Consider the following 19,672-nt stretch of genomic DNA (forward strand, 5'->3'; position numbering starts at 1 on the left):
ACTTTGCTGTTTTCTAATATGCGATTTTTAGAACCATGTCATTTCGAAAACTAAATAGCAATGATGCAAACTCCTTTGTTATTTGCTTATTCTTTAACAGAAAATTGAGTTCTTTATTGATAAAGAACTCAATTATTTTTTTTATACTTTTTAAAGTGTATATACTTGTAGGAATAGTTTCTTTAATAGCTTTAATAATTGCAGTACAGTAAATTGCATTAAAATAGTCAATATCTTCTTTGCTCAGAGTTCCATAATTATCCCTAGCCCCGTTTTCAACTTCATTTCTTAATTGTTCCATCGAACTCAATATATTTCCGAATCCTAAAATTTCTTTATGAGTATTCAATCTCGTGACAAATTGATTTGAATTACAGCTTAGTAGAATTACTTTTTTCTCTTTGAATAAGACATTTCCAGATTCTGAATCAATGAAAATATTCTGAGGAAAATCAATACCTTCTGGACCATATAAGCCTGTTGAATGACCATGTCCAAGAAATAATATCAAGCTATTATCTGGTATAGATTTTAATAACTCTAATATTTCCTTTTTAGAAATTTCCGCTGGAAGAAACACATGATAATTTTGAGGAAATTCGGATTTAAAAACCTCCAAAAATGATGTTGTTTCATCTAAAGCATGAATTATATAAAAGTCATCCATTTAATTCCGTATAATTTGCAATTGACATTTCAATAAACTCTCTGATGAATTTTAATCCGAGATTATTATTCTCTGAAATTAAATCTATTAATTCTCCTATTTTTTTTCCGTCAAAAAAATCATTTCCAGTATTATGGAAAGTATTACTATCAAAGCTTGATAGTGTATTTAATACAATTAATGAAATTGTTTTGTTATTATATATTAAAGTATTGATTTCACTAAATCTTGCTGCTCTTGTACAAAACTTCAGTTTCATTTCCAACAACATACTCAAGAGTTGTTTTGAATTTATTGGGTCTTGTGGATTTTCTTCTATTTCCTTTTTAATTTCTCCAATTAATACCTCACTAACTTCCTTTGACTTTCCTGAATATATTAAATATTGTATCTTTTTAAACTTTTCATGTTTATTAACCAATATTTTAATTATTTCAAGAGCATTTATTTCATTGTAATTATCAGTTTTTGGCAACATATTCCAATCTGATGCAATTAGATTAATTTGTAATCCTCTTGTTTTTTCATCAATCATGCTCTCAAATTCTGTAATTTTAAAATTATTAGTCGCAACATCTAAAAAATCAGTTGGATTAATAAAAATCAAATTACAATCAACCCCAGCAACGCTGACATTTGATTTGTTCTGTTGTAATTCGTCAGATTCATCATCAAAAACAATGTAGTTCAACGGAATTTTATTACTTGAAGCCATATTAAATAATAATTTTAAAAGCAGCCCCTTTGAGCTTTTGGTTATTACCTATGAATTCTATTTTTCCATTTGAATTCGCAACACGATTAAAAACATCATACATGCCAATACCAGAACCTTTTTCCGTTGATTCTCTAACACCTAATTGAAATATTGATTCAGGATTTTTTACTAATTTTTCTGGCACACCTTGACCATCATCAAAAAAGAATATTACTAACTTTTCTTCTGATTTCTCAAATTCTATAAGAACATTTTTTGCTTTTGCTTTTATAGAGTTTGATATTAAATTATCCAAAATTATATCTATATCAATAGGATTTAAAAGTAGATATTTATCAAATATATTTTGGATTGCTACCGTTATCTTTTTTTGAGTAAGTGGATACATATCCATCAAATACTCATTTATATAAACAGGAAGATTTACTCTTTGTTTTGTATGCTTATAATCGAAATTAGACTTAATAATATTACTAGAAACCTTAAGAGCCTTATCAACATTGTTTTTTATCGCATAAATTTTTAGATGAGCTTCTTTTCCTAAATCATAATCAAGAAGTTCAGTAACATACGTCGATGCATTACCTACATATAAATCAATTGTATGAACCAATTGTTCCGCATCATCACTCAAAGTTTTTCTAGTAGCATTTAAATATTGATTTTTTTTAGTTTCAATGCTAAGCTTATCTGATAAATCTATATTCTCAGTTTCCTTTTCCTTAACTTTTTGTTCTGCCTTTATTTTTGCAAGTTCTGCTAAAGCTCTTTCTTTTTCCTTTTTTTCAGCAGCCAATTCAGCATTTTTCCTTTTTAGTTCCTCTTCTTGTTGTTTCCTTTCAGCATTTTCACGTTTCTCTCTCTCTTCTTCCGCTTTTTTTCGGCTACAATCCTTCTTTTTCTTTCTTCTTCTTCTCTTTTTTGAGCTTCTTCTTTTTCCCGAATGATTTTATTAACGTTTGCTTCTGTTAATTTAACTTGATTCAATAATTTTTCATCATTAGTTTTCTCAGCAATTTTTTCTAAATCTAAGATAAATTTAGGCTGAACTATATCCAACTTTTCATTAATTAGATTGACAAAATCTTTATTATAATCAATTATTTTTATATCGGTGTCATCGCTTAGACTTTTAATTAGATTTACAAAGTCGATTTTACTTCCTAAATTGCCAAGAGCATCTTCATAGGTATCTTTATCTTTATCATTCGCTAGTTCTTGACGAAACTTTAGTGCAGTATTTGAATCAAGAAAATAATTCTTTCTACTAAATGCTTCTCCCCAAAGCACTCCTACAACATATCTCTCTAATCTCTTAAATGCCTTATCATAAAAAATTTCAAAGAGCATTTTTTTTCCTAGTGATTCAACTAAACCTCCATCACGACTAGAAACTTCTTTAAATTCATCAAATCTTTCAGTAATTATATCTACTTTTCCAAATAAATCACGAGTTCCTAAAAACCTATTATATCCTTGTTGCTTTCTATTATCAAGTCTCCAACTATCATCACCAATATTACCATAAGGTTGTACTCGGAATCCATTTTTAAATAGAAATATGTTCCCATAATTAATGGGTTCAATATCCATTAATTTACTAAAATTTATTTTTGCGCTTCTGTTTAGAAAATATAAATTAATTTCTAGGTCATCAATGACAGATTTATATTCATTGGGTTCTTCAATATGATAAATTAGATTTCCTCTATCTAAAATCTTTGTAGAAATTAAATTATTTTTTAATTTTAATTCTATTTGGGTAGTCTTTAAATCTAATATTTTAAGAATAGTATTATCTATTACTCCGTTTACTTTAGAGTATTTTTTAGTCAAAATTTCTTTTGCCTCAATTTCAATAGAAAAGTCATTTTCTTTTGAAAATGGGTTAATTAATTTCTCTAGTGAACGTCTTAATTCTATTAGCTTTTCTTCATCCCATGTTGAATTTAAATTTTTTATTCTTAAAATAGTCCCATGCTTAGATTTTTGAGGAAAATCAGCATTATTTTCAATCTCCTCAAAAGGAATTTTTATTGAATTAAAACTTTCCTTCGAATCTTTATCAAATTCTTCCCAATCTATATTTAATTTATAAGTATTGTTTGCATTAATTTTAGCTGTTATTAACTCTAGTCTATTCCCTAATCTATCACAAGAAAATCTACCTACTCCTTTAGCCCCTGCATAAAATCTTCTTGATTTTAGATTGCTTAAGTGAGAGTTTCGTTTAATATCATCATCTTCAGTCCCGTCCTTTTTGGCAGAATATGCAACAGCGAACCATTTATTCTCCAAATCATCTTTAGACATACCTTTACCATTGTCTGCAATAATTATTTCATTTTTGCCAAATGTGATCTTAACATAATCAGCATATGCATCATATGAATTTTTTACTAACTCATATATTGCAATGAAATCATCAGTAATCAAGTCTCTACCAATGATATTTTTCATACCAGTTTTAATATCAAATCTAAGTAATCCCTTATCCATATAACATTGATTTTAAAATTTCACCAGCTTGTTCAGCAAACAAGGGAGGAATAGCATTTCCGATTTGAGAATATCTAGGTACTTCATATTTACGTAATTTACCTCCCGTCGTATATTTACCTTGAAATGTATACCAATCTGGAAATGATTGGAGCCTAGCATACTCTCTTACTGTTAATATTCTAGGTTCGCAATAATGAATATAATCATCTGGAAGAGTTGTGATTGTAGGACTTCTTTCGTCTTTAGATAAAGGAATTATGGTATGCTTTTTAATATTATAATGTAATCTAATATCACTCGAAATATCATAATTACGTCTATTTTCTGTAAGCTCTAGAATATTTTTAAATTTTGATATTGTGGTATTTTGATGCTTTGCAAATCTATGACTATCAGGAATTAAAAATTTGTTGTATTTCCGAAGATATTTTTGATATTTCGATTCAGCTTCTATATATGGAGATGATTTAAATCCAGGAGAATCGGGACATTCTATTTGACCATTTATTTGACGTAAGTCAGAAATCGCATCCTCTACAGAATTCTTTAAATTAATTTTTTTTGATTTTAAAAAGTTAAATTTATTGTTTTCCAATTCAGAAAAAAAGCTACTAACAAATTCTTGAGACGATTGTTTTAGCTCTTTCTTTACTCCCACTAAAATAAATCTAGTCCGTTTTTGTGGAACTCCAAAGTCAGCAAAATCAATTAGCTTACCTTGAACATAATATCCGAGATTATCTAAACTATTTAAAACTAATTTAGAATATGCAATACCTTTTTCCTGATTCTTTTTAAACTCAATCGTAAATCCTCTTACATTTTCAAAAAAAATCAAATCTGGTTTAACTAATTCTACAAACTTTATATATGAATTAATTAAATTATTTCTCTCATCAGACTCATCTCTTCTACCAGCCATAGAAAAACCTTGACAAGGAGGCCCCCCTGCAATTAAATTAATTTTTCCTCTAAGCCTAATTAATTCATCGGAATAGGTTTCAATTAATGAATTTATATCATGTTCATTAACAGGCAACCACTCTGGCCAATTAAAATGATTTTTATTTTTAATTAAATTATAGTGTAATGTTTTGAAAGCATCTTTATTTTTTTCAATAGCAAAAACTCCATTCCACCCTGCATTATGTAGTCCCAAAGATAAACCACCGCAGCCTGAAAATAAATCTATATAGTTTAGTTTGCCCATAATATACAAAATAAATAAAAGTAACGTCACAAAGATAAATTAATCTAGCAACAATAACTAATTTAACTTTTAATCACTGTTTTTAGAATTAAAAATTATTTATAAAGTATTTATTTTCCAGCTTCGGATTTTATTACTATTAAACAGTGATTGATAAATTATAGTTTGTGCATATAATGAGTATATAAATTTTAACAGAGAATAAAAAGTTTTAATTGAATGATTGGTTACCTTAATTTGCGGTAAACCAATCATTTTTAGGTAAGGGTTTTTAAGTTTACACTTATTATTAGATAAGATATTATTTTACGTTCACTTATACAATGTCCGTAAACTAATTATCCAATAGTTCTATAAACTTACTATCCATAAGCTTTAAGAGGGTATTTTTATGTTCCGTCAAATTATTTTTTTCAAGATAAGGATAAACTTTTTTTGATTCAAGTTTGAACTTATCTCTATCTAATTCTCCCCAGAATTTATGAGAACTATATTTGTAAAGTTTATTTTTTTTGTAGTTGGAAAACTGTCTATGTTCAATATTATCAATACACATTAATTTAAAGTTCATGAGGGTGTTTAATTTATTATAGAAAAAGATGAGATTATCTTTATTATCTAAATCGCTCAAAACATAAATATTATTTTTATTGAAATCTCGCTTGTCTAAAAACTTAACTTCAACTCTCAGAATGTTTTCTCCGTGACATTGCTGCCTGCCTTTATGATATATTTTAAGCCTATAGTTACCTTTCTCAAATTCTTTATAAACCAATTCATCATTTGGCGGTGGCACTTTTGATGCTTGACAAAAATCGTACAGTACACATTCATTTAAAATAAAATTATCTAAATCAAAAGGCATCTTTAGATTTAATCCAAACTCCAAACCTTGTGAAAGTTGTAATTTTTTAGCGGGGAATTTAATTTGTTCTTCTAAAAAACCGATAGAACTAATGATTGAAGAATGGCTGAAATCATTATAATTCCCATGAACTCCAAGTAACATCTTATTGTAAAAATGATGTAAAGAATTATGTATATATGCTCCTTGGTTAGTAATTTTAAGCTGCATATTTTCAAAATCTTTCTTATAAGTCTCATATAAAACATCTGTGTCTTTATTTTTATCAAATCGGGAATAACTGATTTTTTCGAGATTGTAATTTTCTTGCATAATTTCAAAAATTTTATTCTTGTCAGGAAAATATGCTTTAATGTAATCTATCATGTCGTAAGGATTAAGATTAAACATATTTTCTATTATCAAATCCACGATTGACTTCAGCATTAATCATTGAAATTGATTTATATTGAGTTCCTGAAGTAATCTCTTTAATTAATTCTTGCTTTAATACAAGAAACTTATTAGTAATCTTACATTTATAAGCAGGAATTAATCCTGAATTAATCTTTTGAACTATTACTCGTTCATTCATGTCAAGAAGTTCTGCAACATCTTTGACTGTTAGAATAGCTTTTGAATCAGCTATTTCAATCATTCTTTCCAGTTCTGTTGTATAAGCAGAGAAATATTCACTTACTTGTCTCTGTACCAATTTTTCGATTATAGAGTCGAAATTTTCGTTATGGCTGGTTTTCGCCGTCATGATTTTATCTGTCATGCAACGGTTACATCAATAACTTAGCGACTGTGCCAAAAACAAAAAAACTCCCACCACACAGTAAGAGTTTTTATTTGTTGATTTTCAATAACTTGAATTATACATTACTCGAGAAATAATGTATTTATGCTATAGGATATGGTAAGAATTTAAAAAAGTGTGAAAAATTTTTAGAGGTGGAGTGTAGTTTTAAGTCGTGACAAAGTGACAATAATAGTTCAGTCAAATTGTTAGATAAATTTTCTCCTTAAAGATAATGAATAATTTGAAGATTTATATTTTAAATTATAATAATATGTCTTATATCTGTCTTGTTTTAGTTGTTAATTTCATTCGAATATCAAGCTTATGCAACAATCTTTTTTAAAAAACTAAAAATATCTCTAAGTTCATCTACCATATTTAGATTCGTCGACCTTTTTTTACCTTTAAGTTCATCTTTGGTTATTTCAGAATCCTTTGTTAAAATGAAATAATCTGATAAAATTTTCCAGTGTTCCCCCTCCGAATCCTGTATAATTTTGTCTTCTTCCATCACTTTGTAAAATGTATGTAAAGCTGTTACATTCTTCAGCCAAATGATTTTATGCAATTCTCTTCTTTTATTATTAAAAAGGTCATTAATTTGTTCATAGGTAGTCGTATCTGCAATAAATCCCCTGTCAATTAGACTCCTTTGAATTGATGATATAATCTGAAATCTTGCATCCATATCCTTGAGATTCCTATAGTTATTCCTTGTTGCCAATTTAAATGATTGAACCTCTTTTTTGGACGGATATACAAGCTTTTTTAAAATCTCAAAATTTTCATTTGATAAATAATCCGCAAAGTTTGAATAAAAATCCCTAAAAATTTGTAAATAAACTTCTTTTATAACAATTCCATACTTGGCAAAAACATTTTTCTCTTTTCTTATCGCATCATCTAAATCATAATAATCATCTATCAACAACTGAGTTAGTTTATTTGTGTAAGAATGTTTGTTTTTTAACAAGATATACTCGTGCCTTAATAATATTTGACATCTATTTTTTTCCTCAATCAAAGCATTGTATAAAGGTTCAAAAAAGGAAATTGTTTTTAAACTACCATTAAGTTCAATTTTCATTCTTCCTTCAACTTTATACTCAAAACCATAATCTTTAACATGATTAAAATATTGATAAGCTATAAGGTAGAAATAATCTCCTCTTGTGAATATATTTTTGAACATATCGAATCTTTCAATCTGAGTTTCATCTATTTGTAAAAAAGCTGGCAATCTTTTTTTCTCCCAAAAGAAATATCTAAAACGAGAAAACGGGTATTGTGTAAAGTTAACATCATTACCACTATACATATCTGCCGTAGAATAATGTACAAATAATGGTGAAAAGTCAAAATCATCATAGATAACAGGTAAAAAATTTATCATAATCCTAAAATAATATTATTAATTGTACTTACTTTTCTTTTATCAACAATTTTTGCGTAAATCTCAGTCGTACTTACATTTTTATGTCCCAACATTTTTGAAATTAGATAAATATCTGCACCTGCTTCTAATTGTGCTACAGCATAGGAAGTTCTGAAATTGTGAAACGTAACTTTCTTCTCAATTTCTGCTTTTAAAAGCCATTTTCTTAGATTATCATTTAGCGAATAATAAGCAATTCTTTCGAAAACAAAGTCAGTCCTATTTTGTTTATCTCCCATAAGGTTTATTGCTTCTTGAGATATAGGATGATATTGAAATGCGGAAGTTTTCTTCATTCTAAAATCTATAAAATCTGTATCATGTCTTTTGACAACATCACCCCATTTCAGATTTGATATATCTGAATAGCGCAAACCTGTTAAAAGTGCAAATACACAATATTTTCTCAAAACTCTATCAGGAAATTCGGTAGCAAATAGAAGTTTACATTCATCGATTGTTAGAAAATTTTTCATCACTTCTTCCTCATCGATCCATTCTATTTTTCCTTTGAAATTCTCAGATAGATAATTTTCTTCGTAAGCCATTTCTAAGACTTGTATAAATCTGATAAAATAACTTGCTGCTGAATTTCTTTTTAGCTTATGTTTTTTACTTCTCAATTGGAAAGAATTAAGTAGCTTATTTTTATAATCTTCGATTAATGCTTTATCGATGTCACTAAAAAGTATATTACCATAATATTTGGAAAAATATCCGTAACTAGCATTCCATGCTCCTGAAGATTTTGTTGCATTCCTTGCTTTATCTTTAAAATATTCTGTAAATATTTTCTTTTTATTTTCAGTTAATTGTAAGGCATTTAACTCAGTTTCTGTATATAGGTCGGGATTTATTACTTCTCTAAATCTTTTAGCTCTATATAGCTCAATCATTTCATTAGTCTCCTTGTTATGTTGCTTTTGGGCGGGTGTAAGAGTTAATTTCTTAGGCTTCCCACTTTTATCCATAACTTTTTCGACTCTTGATTGTTTCTTTCCATTTACATCTGTATAGTACACAATCTCACTTTGAAATTCATTATAAATAAAATAACTCGTTTTTTCGTAACGGGTCTTTTTTCCAGTTTTTCTATTATAAATAGGAGGATAGAAATTTAGTGAAAGGTTACTTTTATTTCCTTTTACAAGTTTTTTCAGTACAGTTACTTTCTTACTCATTATTGAAAATTGTATTTACTAAGTTTTTGGGAACATATACATTTTTACCTTTAGGGATTTTGGGCACATTATGTTTGTTACACAAATGATAAAATGAACCAGAACTCACTTTAAATACGTCTAAGACTTCATTAATCGTGTAATAATTATCATCGCAGAAATATGGTAAATTATATTGCTTTTCTTCGTTATTTTCGACTTTCTGTTTAAAGAGTAAATCTAAGTCAACCTTTCTAATTCTAACCGATTTAAAGCCTTCTAATTTACTTAATCGACCATCCTTTAACATTCGATAAATTGATGTTCTACTAATGTTAAGTAAAAGCATAACTTCTTTGATTGATAAGTAATCTTTCTTTTGAATTTCTTCAATATCATAACCTTTAATTTGCACTTCCAGGCCCTTATCACTCGCTTGAATCTTTTCATCACGCTTTCTCTTTTTGTAGAATTTCTTAGCGCAGTCATCAGAGCAACATTGAGTAGTTGTTCTTTTGGCTACAAATCTATTTCCGCAGAATTGACAAATTTTATTGACTTCCATAACAATTAAATTCTCCTCAAAAATGTTTCACATTGTTTCTCCATGTTTCCCATTGTTTCAAAATGTAACATTTTTCAACGATGAAATTACAAAATTAATTTCAAACTAAGTTTATAGAAGCGAAATAGAAACTGATAAAATGTATATATTCTGCAATATTAAATTTTGAAACAAGACAGGAAGCAAATAAAAACCCCTTAAATACTACATTTAAAGGGTTTTTTGTATTATTGTGATTGCAATCTATATACAATCTAAAACACCGTCTACTTTCCGATACAAAACTTAGAAAAAATATTCCCCAGCACTTCATCATTCGTTACCTCACCGGAAATTTCGCCGAGATGCTCCAGAGCGTTTCTTAACTCGTAGGCAAGAAGCTCGGTAGAGATCCTGAAAGTGATGGCTTCGTTGACTTTATGTACGGCGTTCAGGGATTTCTGCAACGCTTCGAAGTGTCGCTGGTTGGTAATCACCACATTATTTTCAGAAGCCTTTAACTGCTCAACGTATGAAGACAGCTCGTTTTTCAGATCCTGGACGTTCTGGTTTTCTACTGCAGAAATGGTAATAAAATCGAACTCGTGAGCAATCTCTTTTCTGAAAACATCTTCTGCTTTTTCATATTGAGTCGGAACGACTTCATCAATTTTTGTAGCGCAGATGATCAGCTTCAGGTCGTCTCTCAGCAAAGACTTGATCATTTCAATATCTTCTGAGAAATCTTCTGTTCCGGCGTCTGTAAGATAAACAAGAATATTCGCGTTTTCTACCTTTTCTTTTGCTTTTTTAACGCCGATGGCTTCAATTTCGTCGACCGTTTCCCGAAGTCCCGCAGTATCAATAAGACGGAATGCATGGCCTTTAATGTGCAGGATTTCCTCAATCGTATCCCGGGTTGTTCCGGCAATATTGCTGACAATGGCGCGCTCTTCCTTCAATAAAGCATTCAGAAGCGTAGATTTTCCTGCATTGGGTTTCCCGATGATAGCAACTGCAGTTCCATTTTTAATGGCATTTCCGTACTGGAAGCTTTCAATCAGAGAATGAAGTTTCACTTCAATTTTATTCAGCAGCTGCGTCAGTGCTGTCCGGTCTGCAAACTCAACATCTTCTTCTGCGAAGTCCAGTTCCAGTTCAATGAGGGAAACGAAATTAAGAAGATCGGTTCGCAACAGAGAAATTTCATTCGTTATTCCACCTTTCAGCTGACTGATTGCCACTTTTCTCGAAGCTTCATTCTCAGAAGCAATAACGTCGGCAATAGCTTCGGCCTGAGAAAGGTCAATTCTCCCATTCATAAAGGCACGCAGGGTAAATTCCCCGGCTTTGGCCATTCTTGCACCATTTTTAATCAGCGTTTCCAGAATACGTTTACCAATGTGCGGAGATCCGTGGAAAGCGATTTCCACTGAGTTTTCCGTTGTAAAACTTTTGGGTGCCAGAAAAATAGAAAGCATCACCTCATCAATCGTTTCCTCACCCTCCATAAAATACCCGTAATGGATCGTATGCGATTTTTGTTTTGACAGATTTTTCCCCGGAAAACTCTTCTGAACGACTGGTATAGCATCATTTCCGGAAACCCGGATGATTCCCAAAGCTCCTACTCCGTTGGCCGTAGCCAGTGCACAAATGGTATCGTTATTCATGGTGCAAATTTACGTTTTTTCGCCTCAAACAAAAATATCCTTTATCTATTGAGATCATTCACGAAACTCAAACCCTAAAATTCTATAACTATCACACGCTCTATCCCTCAAACCGAATCAGGAGCTTTTCCGGCTTTCCGCACTCGCTATTTTTTATTTTTCGGGCGGCGGAGCCGCCGCAACCGAAAAATAAAAAATGAGCTCAGACAATTGCTGCAATCCGGGCTATGATGGAAGACATTACTTGAATCAGCACGATAATTCAACATCTCTTTTTAATAGTTTACCAATAAAAAACCACTTCAGGGACTGAAGTGATTACTGCTTTGAATTTACTAAGTTATATGAAGATGAATGATGTTTCATTTTCTGTTACAAAGATAAAGCAGATCATTTTCCGAATCCTCAGGATAAACCCTAAAAAAAATACCGTAAAAATACGGTTGCATATAATTAACCCCGCCCGGCAGGAACTGCCGGGCGGGGTTAATATTCTTATACTTCTGAAATCAATACTACTATTAAAGCGGACTTACCAATTCATTGAACCACTCTTTCACCTCTCCTTCCAGATGAGGTCCTAATTTTTCAGCGCAGGTTTGATGATAGGCATTAAACCATGTAATTTCCTCTTCAGAAAGAATTTCTTTTACAATCGTATTTTTAAAGAACGGACAGAACGTTAACGTTTCAAACTCGTAGAAAGTTCCCGAATCTGTTGTTTCAGAATCCCGTACTGCGATCAGATTTTCGTGACGGATGCCGTACTCCCCTTCCACATAGTAGCCAGGTTCATTAGAGCATACCATTCCCGGTAACAGTTCCTGCGGATTCATATCTTTTCGGATATTCTGGGGACCTTCGTGAACGTTCATAAAACTTCCCACTCCATGCCCCGTTCCGTGGTTAAAATCTTTTCCATCCATCCAAAGCGGAAGCCTGGCAATCGCATCCAGCTGTACTCCTCTTGTTCCTCTTGGAAATTTCACCATAGAAAGGCGGATCATTCCCTGTAAAACCAACGTAGAGTTTCTTTTAAACTCATCGGAAACAGCTCCCAATGCGAAAGTTCTTGTAATATCAGTAGTTCCTTCAAGATATTGGCCTCCGGAATCCACCAGGATACTCGCATCATTGGTTACCTCTTTGCTGCCCTCACTCTTTGCAGAATAATGCATGATGGCGCCGTTATCTTTATATCCTACAATACTTCCGAAACTTTCTCCTACAAAATTTTCTCCTTCAGCACGGAAGCCACGCAGCTTTTCCCCGATAGAATATTCCGTCATCGGCTCTTTTCCTGCATTATGGGTAAGCCAGTACAGAAATTTCACCATGGCAACACCATCTCTTATCATTACTTTTCTGAAGCCTTCAAGTTCCGTGTCGTTTTTCTGGGCTTTCATTAAATTCCCCGGAACCGGAGCCTTGATCATGTTATTTTCAGATTTTAATACTTCAAAAATAGACTGGTTGCTGTTTGGGGAAACCAATACTTTTTCATCTTTAAATTCTTTCAGACAATTATAAAATTCTTCATAAGGCATCATTTTCACCCAGGCTTCATCCAGCTGTTTTCTGGCTTCCACTTCAAGCTTTTCAAGATCGGTGAACAATTTTGCATCATTTTTCGTAATAACAATATATCCAAGGAAAACCGGATTGCTTTGTACATCGCTTCCTCTTAGATTCAGAGTCCAGGCCACATCGTCAAGACTTGAAATAACATGTACCGTTGCTTCCATTGATTCCATTTTTTGTCGGATTGCAGCAATTTTTTCAACAACCGATTTTCCGGCTCTTTCAACAGGATGAACAAAGATCGGGTTTTTAGAAGGCGTACCCCTTTCTTTCCAGACATTGTCCAATAGCGGAAGATCCACTAACATAATATTTTTAGCATTCAACTTTTCTGTAAGCAGTTCCCAATTGGCATGGGATGTTGCCAATGCATTGACCCCTACCCTTCCTTCTGCAGGAATTTCAGAAATAATCCAGTCGATATAGTTCGGTGTTCCTTCCAATCCCTCTTTAAAAAGATCAATCCCTGATCCTTCCAACTCTATTGCAGCTTGGGTAAAATATCTTCCGTCCGTCCACAATCCTGCTTTATCTTTGGTAACCACCACGAAACCGGCAGATCCCAAAAAACCTGATAGCCAGGCCCTTTCCTGCCATTCTTCAGGTAAATATTCACTCATATGCGGATCTGCAGAATATACGATAAATGCATCAACATTATTTTCCTGCATTTCTCCGCGAAGTGCAGCTATTTTTTGCTTTGAAGTCATTTTTTGAATAATTTTTAAAGATGTGAAGTTACGAATTTAAAGGTTATCTGGCAGGATTAACTCTCAAATAAATACCATCTTAATAATTTAGGTAACCTTAAGTAAGGTCATCACCTTTTTTCACTTTCCAACGATTACTTTCCTGTGTTCTGTTCCCCAATCAGCCAATGTATCGATAATTTTTTTTAAAGTCAAACCGTACTCTGTCAGCTGATATTGTACGGTTACAGGTTGCGTATCAAGTACTGTCCGTTTTACGAGTTGGTTCATTTCGAGTTCTTTTAGTTCTTTGCTGAGCATTTTATTGGAAATACCTTTGACATCGTTCAAAATATCAGAAAAACGCCGTTTGTTGTAATAGCACACTGACGAAATTATTGAGATTTTCCATTTGCCATTCAACACGTCCATTGCATCATGAACAGCCATAATCTGTTTTTTGTTGGTGTCGTTATCCGAACATTTTATTTCCTCCATAAGTTACCTTGTTACTCAAAAGTTACTGTTACTTTTAGTTACAAAGTTACTAAAATAAATTTATTCGTTTTAAATTTGCATCGTTAAAGAAATCGATTTCAAAACAAATAAATTCAAAAGTCTTAGAGCCTATTTAAATTTGATTAAATGCTACAAAATCATCATTTATTTTTTTGACTCAAAGATTTTATTTGAAGATTTAATCATTTAAGTGAGCATAGAAGAATTAACGAGTTAATTTGATGAAGCTGTTTTTCAAGCTTCGCAAAGCAAATTTTATTTGCCTTTGCTTTCTAAAAGAAATAGGTAAAGTTGAATTAAAACTTTGCGTTATAAAAACTTAAAAACAGGCTCTTGGAGTAAAAATTAATTTTCATCATTTAAAATTTAAAAAATGAATTTCACAGATAAAAATGTAATCATTACCGGCGGAAGTGCAGGAATTGGATTAGCGACCGCAAAAAAGTTTATTGCCAAAGAAGCAAACGTTCTGGTAACAGGGAGAAATACTGACAGTTTAGATAAAGCATCAGTAACAATTAACAGTCCGAAATTTAAAACCTTAGCTTCTGATATTTCTAAATTGGCAGACATTGCAGCATTGGAGAAAGAAGTGTCAGAAAGTGGAAAAAAAGTCGATGTGTTGGTGTTGAATGCAGGAATTGCAAAACAATTTTCAATAGAAGAAACCACAGAAGAAGTGTTTGATGATCTGTTCAACATCAATGTGAAAGGACTGTTCTTCACATTGCAAAAACTGATTCCTCATTTAGCAGAAGGAGCTTCTGTTATCCTTATTTCGTCCGGAGTTTCAGTGAGCGGATATGCACAAATGGGAGCTTATGCTGCAACAAAAAGTGCAGTTGATGCAATAGCACGGACGGCAGCAATAGAGTTGGCAGACCGAAAAATTCGGGTAAATACCGTTGCTCCCGGATTAACGGATACTCCCATGAATCAACAGACGCCGGAAGATATTAAAAATGCTATCGCTGCAGCGGTTCCGCTGAAACGAATCGGGGAAGCGGAAGAAATAGCAAATGCTATTGTTTTCCTTGCTTCAAACGAGGCTTCTTATATTTCAGGTTCATACCTGTCGGTTGATGGAGGAGTAACGATCCGCAGATAATATTTTAAAATTTATTTCGCTTTTGCGTTCTGCGTTGTTAGGTCTTTGATATGAAACTTAACAACGCTTTTTTCAATAAAATTTAATTCACAACAATTTATTGCGATGCACAATTCGTTAGGCTGTTGTTGTGCTTTATTTATTTTCTGTAGATAATTGATGATTTCTTGTTTTCATATAATTCCAGATCAGATACAGCATAAATAGACCGATCCAAACACTCAGGACGACGATCATAAAAATAATCTGTATTGACGGATGAAGATAATTAGGTTTATAAAACAGGCGTTCAAGTGTAATAAATCTTTCTTTCAACCTAGCCCGATCAAAAGTATTCCGAATCTCATTGAGAGGTTCCCGGTTGTGATCACGGAAATAAAAGACATCATGACTCAAATCTTTAGGAACGATCTGTGATTCTATCTTATACTTCTTAAACAAAGTGTCCAGACGCTGGAACGAATGAAGCATTGAATCCTGATTATATTTGTAAAGCAATTTATATCTCGTTACGGCATTCTGATATTGTTGTGTAGTTTCAGAAACGTTATGGATTGGGCTATATAAAATCTTATTTTCCAAAAAGATACAGATATCTTCATCATACTCCGGGTTGACCTCATTACCTTTGAATACAATCTCCGTACTGTCTCCGATCGCTTTTTTAGAAATAATTCTTTTTGAAAACTCTTTAGGTTCAAGTCCCAGATCAACCATTCCTGAAATTACTTTAGAACTTATATTTTTATAATCAGAACTTAGTACTTTCAACGTATCTATACTATAATAGCTTGTTTCAACGGAATAATTTTCTCGATTGTCCGGCTCATAATAAATGGTATCTTTTTCCGCTATCACCGGATAAGGTTTAGGATATAAAATATTTTCAGGATTAAATAATTTCTCAGAACTATAGGAAGTATAATTGTATAAAAATGGGTATAATACATTCAGCAAAGTTTTGTCTTTATTAAAATCCTTTTCAGGAAGCTCCTGTCTCATTTTGGCATTCAACCCAAAACTGTAGCTTATGAAAAAAGTCAGCGAGAGAAAGGAAATAATCAGTAATGAAGCACCAATTTTTACAGTATTAGTGACACTATATTTCTTTTTGGAATGATTTCTCAATAACAAAACAAGAAAGCAAAACAGAAATAGACTGGTAATAAAAAAGTGGGAAATAGAAACATCATCGTAAAATTTGAATCTGTAAAACTCTGTATAAATATCGATTTTATTGATCCCATCAAACTTGAAATATCCATAGATAAAATAGCCCAAATGTATTACGCTTAAAACAACAACAGATTTGATTAGAAATTTTTTTAATTGTTTGTCCATAATTGCAATAATATATTCTTTAAAGTACGGATTTTTTTTAAATAAAACGTAATTAATCAGATCCTGACATAATTCTAAAATGTTTAATAAAGCTCTATGGAATTATTGTTTTCCTTAAAACTCTCCTGTATTTTCTTAGTTTTCATTTTTTCATATTCAGCATCTGAGTATGAAGTCCCATCAGGTGAAGTTGAAGTAAAACTGGTAATTCCGTATCTTCGCTTAAGCTCTCTCATTCTGTTCATCGGATCTCTGATGTAATCTTCAACGGCTTTTTTATATTGGCTTTCCGTCACAGGAATATAGGCAGACAAATTAAGTTTTATATGTCTGAACTTTTCAATTCCTTTTAATTCCCAGATATGTTGTTTTTTTGTGTCTTCGATCTTGACGATTAATCCCGGAAGTCCGCCAAATTTATATGGCCCTTCAGAAATAGGAATTTCGTTAGTAAACCAAGCGTTATACTTTCTGCCTTTATATTCTACCGTTGCCAGTTGGCATTTCTTACCTTGTATCAGGGCAGTTTCTGTTTCGATGTGCCAATTGAAGGTAATCTGCTGAATGATTTTAAATCGATCAGTGTTCACAGACAGGTAAGATATTACTTCATTGGATCGCCATTCTTTTTGAATTATGCCACGAACTTTTTCTTGTGGAAAGGTATTTAATGAAACAGGCCTATTTGAGGGCATTCCATCTGAATTCATGTTCTGCGCGATTGCAGAATCTCTTTTTACTTTTGCCAGGCTGAAGTAAGTGGAACCGTTTTTATCGATAAAAAGCCCCATTAGTTCGGTTTCTGTTTTCTCTAAATGTAATGAGTCGGGCTTAAAGGTGTACTGATAAGTAAAATTATATTTTTGACTAAAACTCAACAATGAAATCAAAATAGTGAATATAAATATTATTTTCCTGATCATTTTATACAGATATTTAAAGTGTTAATATACTTAAATATAGTAATATACATCAGAATTAATTTCAGATTTTACTAAAGCACTTATTGAACAACATATTAACTCTTAATTCACTATTCCCTTAGTCTCAAAATTAAGTTCAGATCAGAAATTAAAGATTTTGGAAAGATTATTGCAATATACGAGAAATGGAAAGTCAGAATTATAAAAATCACGTACGATTTTATGCTCCTCATCATTTCGTTTTTCTTCCGCTATTAATCATTTTAGAAGGAATCGGAATATATAAGATTTTCAGTGATGAACAAAATCAACTTTCATGGATTTTGTTTTCTGTAATTATTTTTCTGATTTTTTATTTAGCCATTATGGTCCGCCAGCATTATGCATTGGTTCTTCAGAATCGGATTGTGAGGCTTGAATTCAGGCAGAGATACTTTGAAATTTTCGGATTGAGATCTGATGACGTTGAGGAAAAACTTACATTCGGGCAAATTGCTGCATTACGTTTTGCTTACGATGATGAATTTAAGATATTTCTTGAGAAAGCACTAAAAGAAAAAATAAAAGGTGATGAGATTAAAAAATCCATAACAAAATGGAGACCTGATCACCAAAGAGTCTGAAATAATAAACACTAAAATAATATTATCATGAAAAAATGGAGCTTTTACAGTTTTGCAATATTAACATTACTGACACTTACAAGCTGCGAAGCAGTAGAAACGATCTTCAAAGCAGGAATGTGGTGGGGAATCATATTAGTAGTTGGCGTAATAGCTATTATCTTATGGCTATTTTCAAGGGGTAGGAACTCTTAACCAGATTTTATGGAAAATTCAGACTTAGAAATCATTTCCCATCTGAAGCCTGCAAAGATTGTCAAAATTATGAAAGATCCGGTGGCATCTGCAAAGGCGGTACATCTTATTTATACCTCCGATGCAGAGACAGCCGGTATTACACGAAAAAAAAACGGAAAAAAATATTCCTATTATAAAGACGGCGAAAAAATCAGGGATAAAGATGAAATTTCAAGAATCAACAAGCTGGTAATCCCTCCGGCTTGGGAAAACGTATGGATCTGCGCGCTTGATAACGGTCATCTTCAGGCCACAGGATTTGATGTAAAGAAAAGAAAACAGTATCGCTATCATCCTTTATGGAGCGCCCTTCGAAACCATACAAAATTTTACAGGATGCTGCAGTTTGGGTATGCATTGCCCGATATCCGGCTTCAGGTAGAAAAAGATTTAGCATTAAGAAATTTCGACAAAAGAAAGATTCTCGCATTAATTGTGAGCCTGATGCAAAAAACCAATATAAGGATCGGAAATAATGCTTACGAAAAACTGTACGGTTCTTTTGGACTCACTACCTTGAAAGGAAAACATGTAAAAGTCCAGGGACAGAAGATTTCCTTTCATTTTAAAGGAAAAAAAGGCGTTATGCATGACATTGATCTTAAAAGCAGACGACTTTCAAAATTAATTCAGAAATGCAAAGATATTCCCGGTAAAGAATTATTCCAATATATTGATGATGAAGGCAACCGCCATACTGTAGATTCCGGTATGGTCAACGATTATATTAAAGAAATAAGCGGTGAGGATTTTACAGCAAAGGATTTCAGAACTTGGTCGGGAACGGTAAGTGCATTAATCGCGTTTAAAGAGATCGGATACGCAGAAACCCATACGGAATATAAGAAAAAAGTAAAAGAAGCACTTGAAATGGTTGCTTCACATCTCGGAAATACAAGTACTGTATGTCGGAAATATTATGTTCATCCATTAGTTATTAATTTATACGAAAATAATACCATCAAAAAATACCTTGATGAACTCGAACAAATTGAAAAGAATGATGGTAAAGCCGGACTTACCCATGAAGAAAAGCTGGTTTTAAAAATTCTGGAAAACGAAAAGATGTGATGGGGAATGGTGAATTGTCAAT

General features: G+C 32.0%; 18 protein-coding genes. 3 read left to right on the top strand and 15 right to left on the bottom strand.

Features of this window, described 5'->3' with window-relative positions; all coding sequences use genetic code 11:
* Positions 1-13: 13 nt before the first annotated feature.
* From M0D58_RS05860 to M0D58_RS05920, 13 genes are all read right to left on the bottom strand, one after another.
* Positions 14-667 (bottom strand): hypothetical protein, encoded by a 654-nt coding sequence (locus M0D58_RS05860; protein ID WP_248394215.1) that lies wholly within the window; start codon positions 665-667, stop codon positions 14-16.
* Positions 660-1,382, bottom strand: coding sequence for a hypothetical protein (locus M0D58_RS05865; protein ID WP_248394217.1), 723 nt, complete (start codon positions 1,380-1,382; stop codon positions 660-662). The genes M0D58_RS05860 and M0D58_RS05865 overlap by 8 nt, the downstream gene beginning before the upstream one ends.
* A gap of 1 nt (position 1,383) precedes the next feature.
* Complete coding sequence (locus M0D58_RS05870; RefSeq protein ID WP_248394218.1) at positions 1,384-2,181, bottom strand: sensor histidine kinase; 798 nt, start codon at positions 2,179-2,181, stop codon at positions 1,384-1,386.
* 17 nt (positions 2,182-2,198) lie between these two features.
* A complete protein-coding gene (locus M0D58_RS05875; protein WP_248394219.1) occupies positions 2,199-3,884 on the bottom strand; it encodes an ATP-binding protein in 1,686 nt (561 codons plus the stop codon).
* Entirely contained in the window at positions 3,877-5,097 is a 1,221-nt protein-coding gene (locus tag M0D58_RS05880) for a DNA cytosine methyltransferase (RefSeq protein ID WP_248394221.1), read from the bottom strand. Before M0D58_RS05880 ends, M0D58_RS05875 begins: the two co-directional genes overlap by 8 nt.
* A 334-nt stretch (positions 5,098-5,431) precedes the next feature.
* Complete coding sequence (locus M0D58_RS05885) at positions 5,432-6,328, bottom strand: hypothetical protein (protein ID WP_248394223.1); 897 nt, start codon at positions 6,326-6,328, stop codon at positions 5,432-5,434.
* A gap of 16 nt (positions 6,329-6,344) precedes the next feature.
* A complete protein-coding gene (locus M0D58_RS05890; protein WP_248394225.1) occupies positions 6,345-6,722 on the bottom strand; it encodes a helix-turn-helix domain-containing protein in 378 nt (125 codons plus the stop codon).
* 346 nt (positions 6,723-7,068) lie between these two features.
* Positions 7,069-8,139, bottom strand: a complete 1,071-nt coding sequence (locus M0D58_RS05895) for a hypothetical protein (protein WP_248394227.1) — start codon at positions 8,137-8,139, stop codon at positions 7,069-7,071.
* Complete coding sequence (locus M0D58_RS05900) at positions 8,136-9,362, bottom strand: tyrosine-type recombinase/integrase (RefSeq protein ID WP_248394228.1); 1,227 nt, start codon at positions 9,360-9,362, stop codon at positions 8,136-8,138. The genes M0D58_RS05895 and M0D58_RS05900 overlap by 4 nt, the downstream gene beginning before the upstream one ends.
* Positions 9,355-9,906, bottom strand: coding sequence for a helix-turn-helix domain-containing protein (locus tag M0D58_RS05905; protein WP_248394230.1), 552 nt, complete (start codon positions 9,904-9,906; stop codon positions 9,355-9,357). The genes M0D58_RS05900 and M0D58_RS05905 overlap by 8 nt, the downstream gene beginning before the upstream one ends.
* Positions 9,907-10,172: 266 nt before the next feature.
* The gene (gene mnmE, locus M0D58_RS05910; RefSeq protein ID WP_248394232.1) at positions 10,173-11,558 is read right to left on the bottom strand and encodes a tRNA uridine-5-carboxymethylaminomethyl(34) synthesis GTPase MnmE; all 1,386 of its coding nucleotides are present in this window, start codon (positions 11,556-11,558) and stop codon (positions 10,173-10,175) included.
* 521 nt (positions 11,559-12,079) lie between these two features.
* Positions 12,080-13,849 (bottom strand): aminopeptidase P family protein, encoded by a 1,770-nt coding sequence (locus tag M0D58_RS05915; RefSeq protein ID WP_248394233.1) that lies wholly within the window; start codon positions 13,847-13,849, stop codon positions 12,080-12,082.
* A gap of 120 nt (positions 13,850-13,969) precedes the next feature.
* Positions 13,970-14,326, bottom strand: coding sequence for a winged helix-turn-helix transcriptional regulator (locus M0D58_RS05920; protein WP_248394234.1), 357 nt, complete (start codon positions 14,324-14,326; stop codon positions 13,970-13,972).
* Positions 14,327-14,720: 394 nt separating this feature from the next.
* Between M0D58_RS05920 and M0D58_RS05925 the strand changes: the two genes are divergently transcribed.
* A complete protein-coding gene (locus M0D58_RS05925) occupies positions 14,721-15,455 on the top strand; it encodes an SDR family NAD(P)-dependent oxidoreductase (protein ID WP_248394236.1) in 735 nt (244 codons plus the stop codon).
* 135 nt (positions 15,456-15,590) lie between these two features.
* Here the strand turns inward: M0D58_RS05925 and M0D58_RS05930 are convergent, their stop codons facing one another.
* Positions 15,591-16,796 carry a hypothetical protein gene (locus tag M0D58_RS05930; protein WP_248394238.1) on the bottom strand — a complete coding sequence of 402 codons (1,206 nt, stop codon included), beginning with the start codon at positions 16,794-16,796 and terminating at the stop codon, positions 15,591-15,593.
* Between the two features lie 83 nt (positions 16,797-16,879).
* Complete coding sequence (locus M0D58_RS05935) at positions 16,880-17,719, bottom strand: GLPGLI family protein (RefSeq protein ID WP_248394240.1); 840 nt, start codon at positions 17,717-17,719, stop codon at positions 16,880-16,882.
* A gap of 185 nt (positions 17,720-17,904) precedes the next feature.
* On the opposite strand from M0D58_RS05935, the gene M0D58_RS05940 reads away from it, so the two are divergent.
* Together M0D58_RS05940 and M0D58_RS05945 are read left to right on the top strand one after the other, a co-directional pair.
* Positions 17,905-18,342 carry a DUF6526 family protein gene (locus M0D58_RS05940; protein WP_248394242.1) on the top strand — a complete coding sequence of 146 codons (438 nt, stop codon included), beginning with the start codon at positions 17,905-17,907 and terminating at the stop codon, positions 18,340-18,342.
* A 204-nt stretch (positions 18,343-18,546) separates the two neighbouring features.
* Entirely contained in the window at positions 18,547-19,650 is a 1,104-nt protein-coding gene (locus M0D58_RS05945; protein ID WP_248394244.1) for a DNA topoisomerase IB, read from the top strand.
* Positions 19,651-19,672: the final 22 nt, after the last annotated feature.

It is taken from the genome of Chryseobacterium nepalense, assembly GCF_023195755.1.
GTDB lineage: Bacteria > Bacteroidota > Bacteroidia > Flavobacteriales > Weeksellaceae > Chryseobacterium > Chryseobacterium nepalense.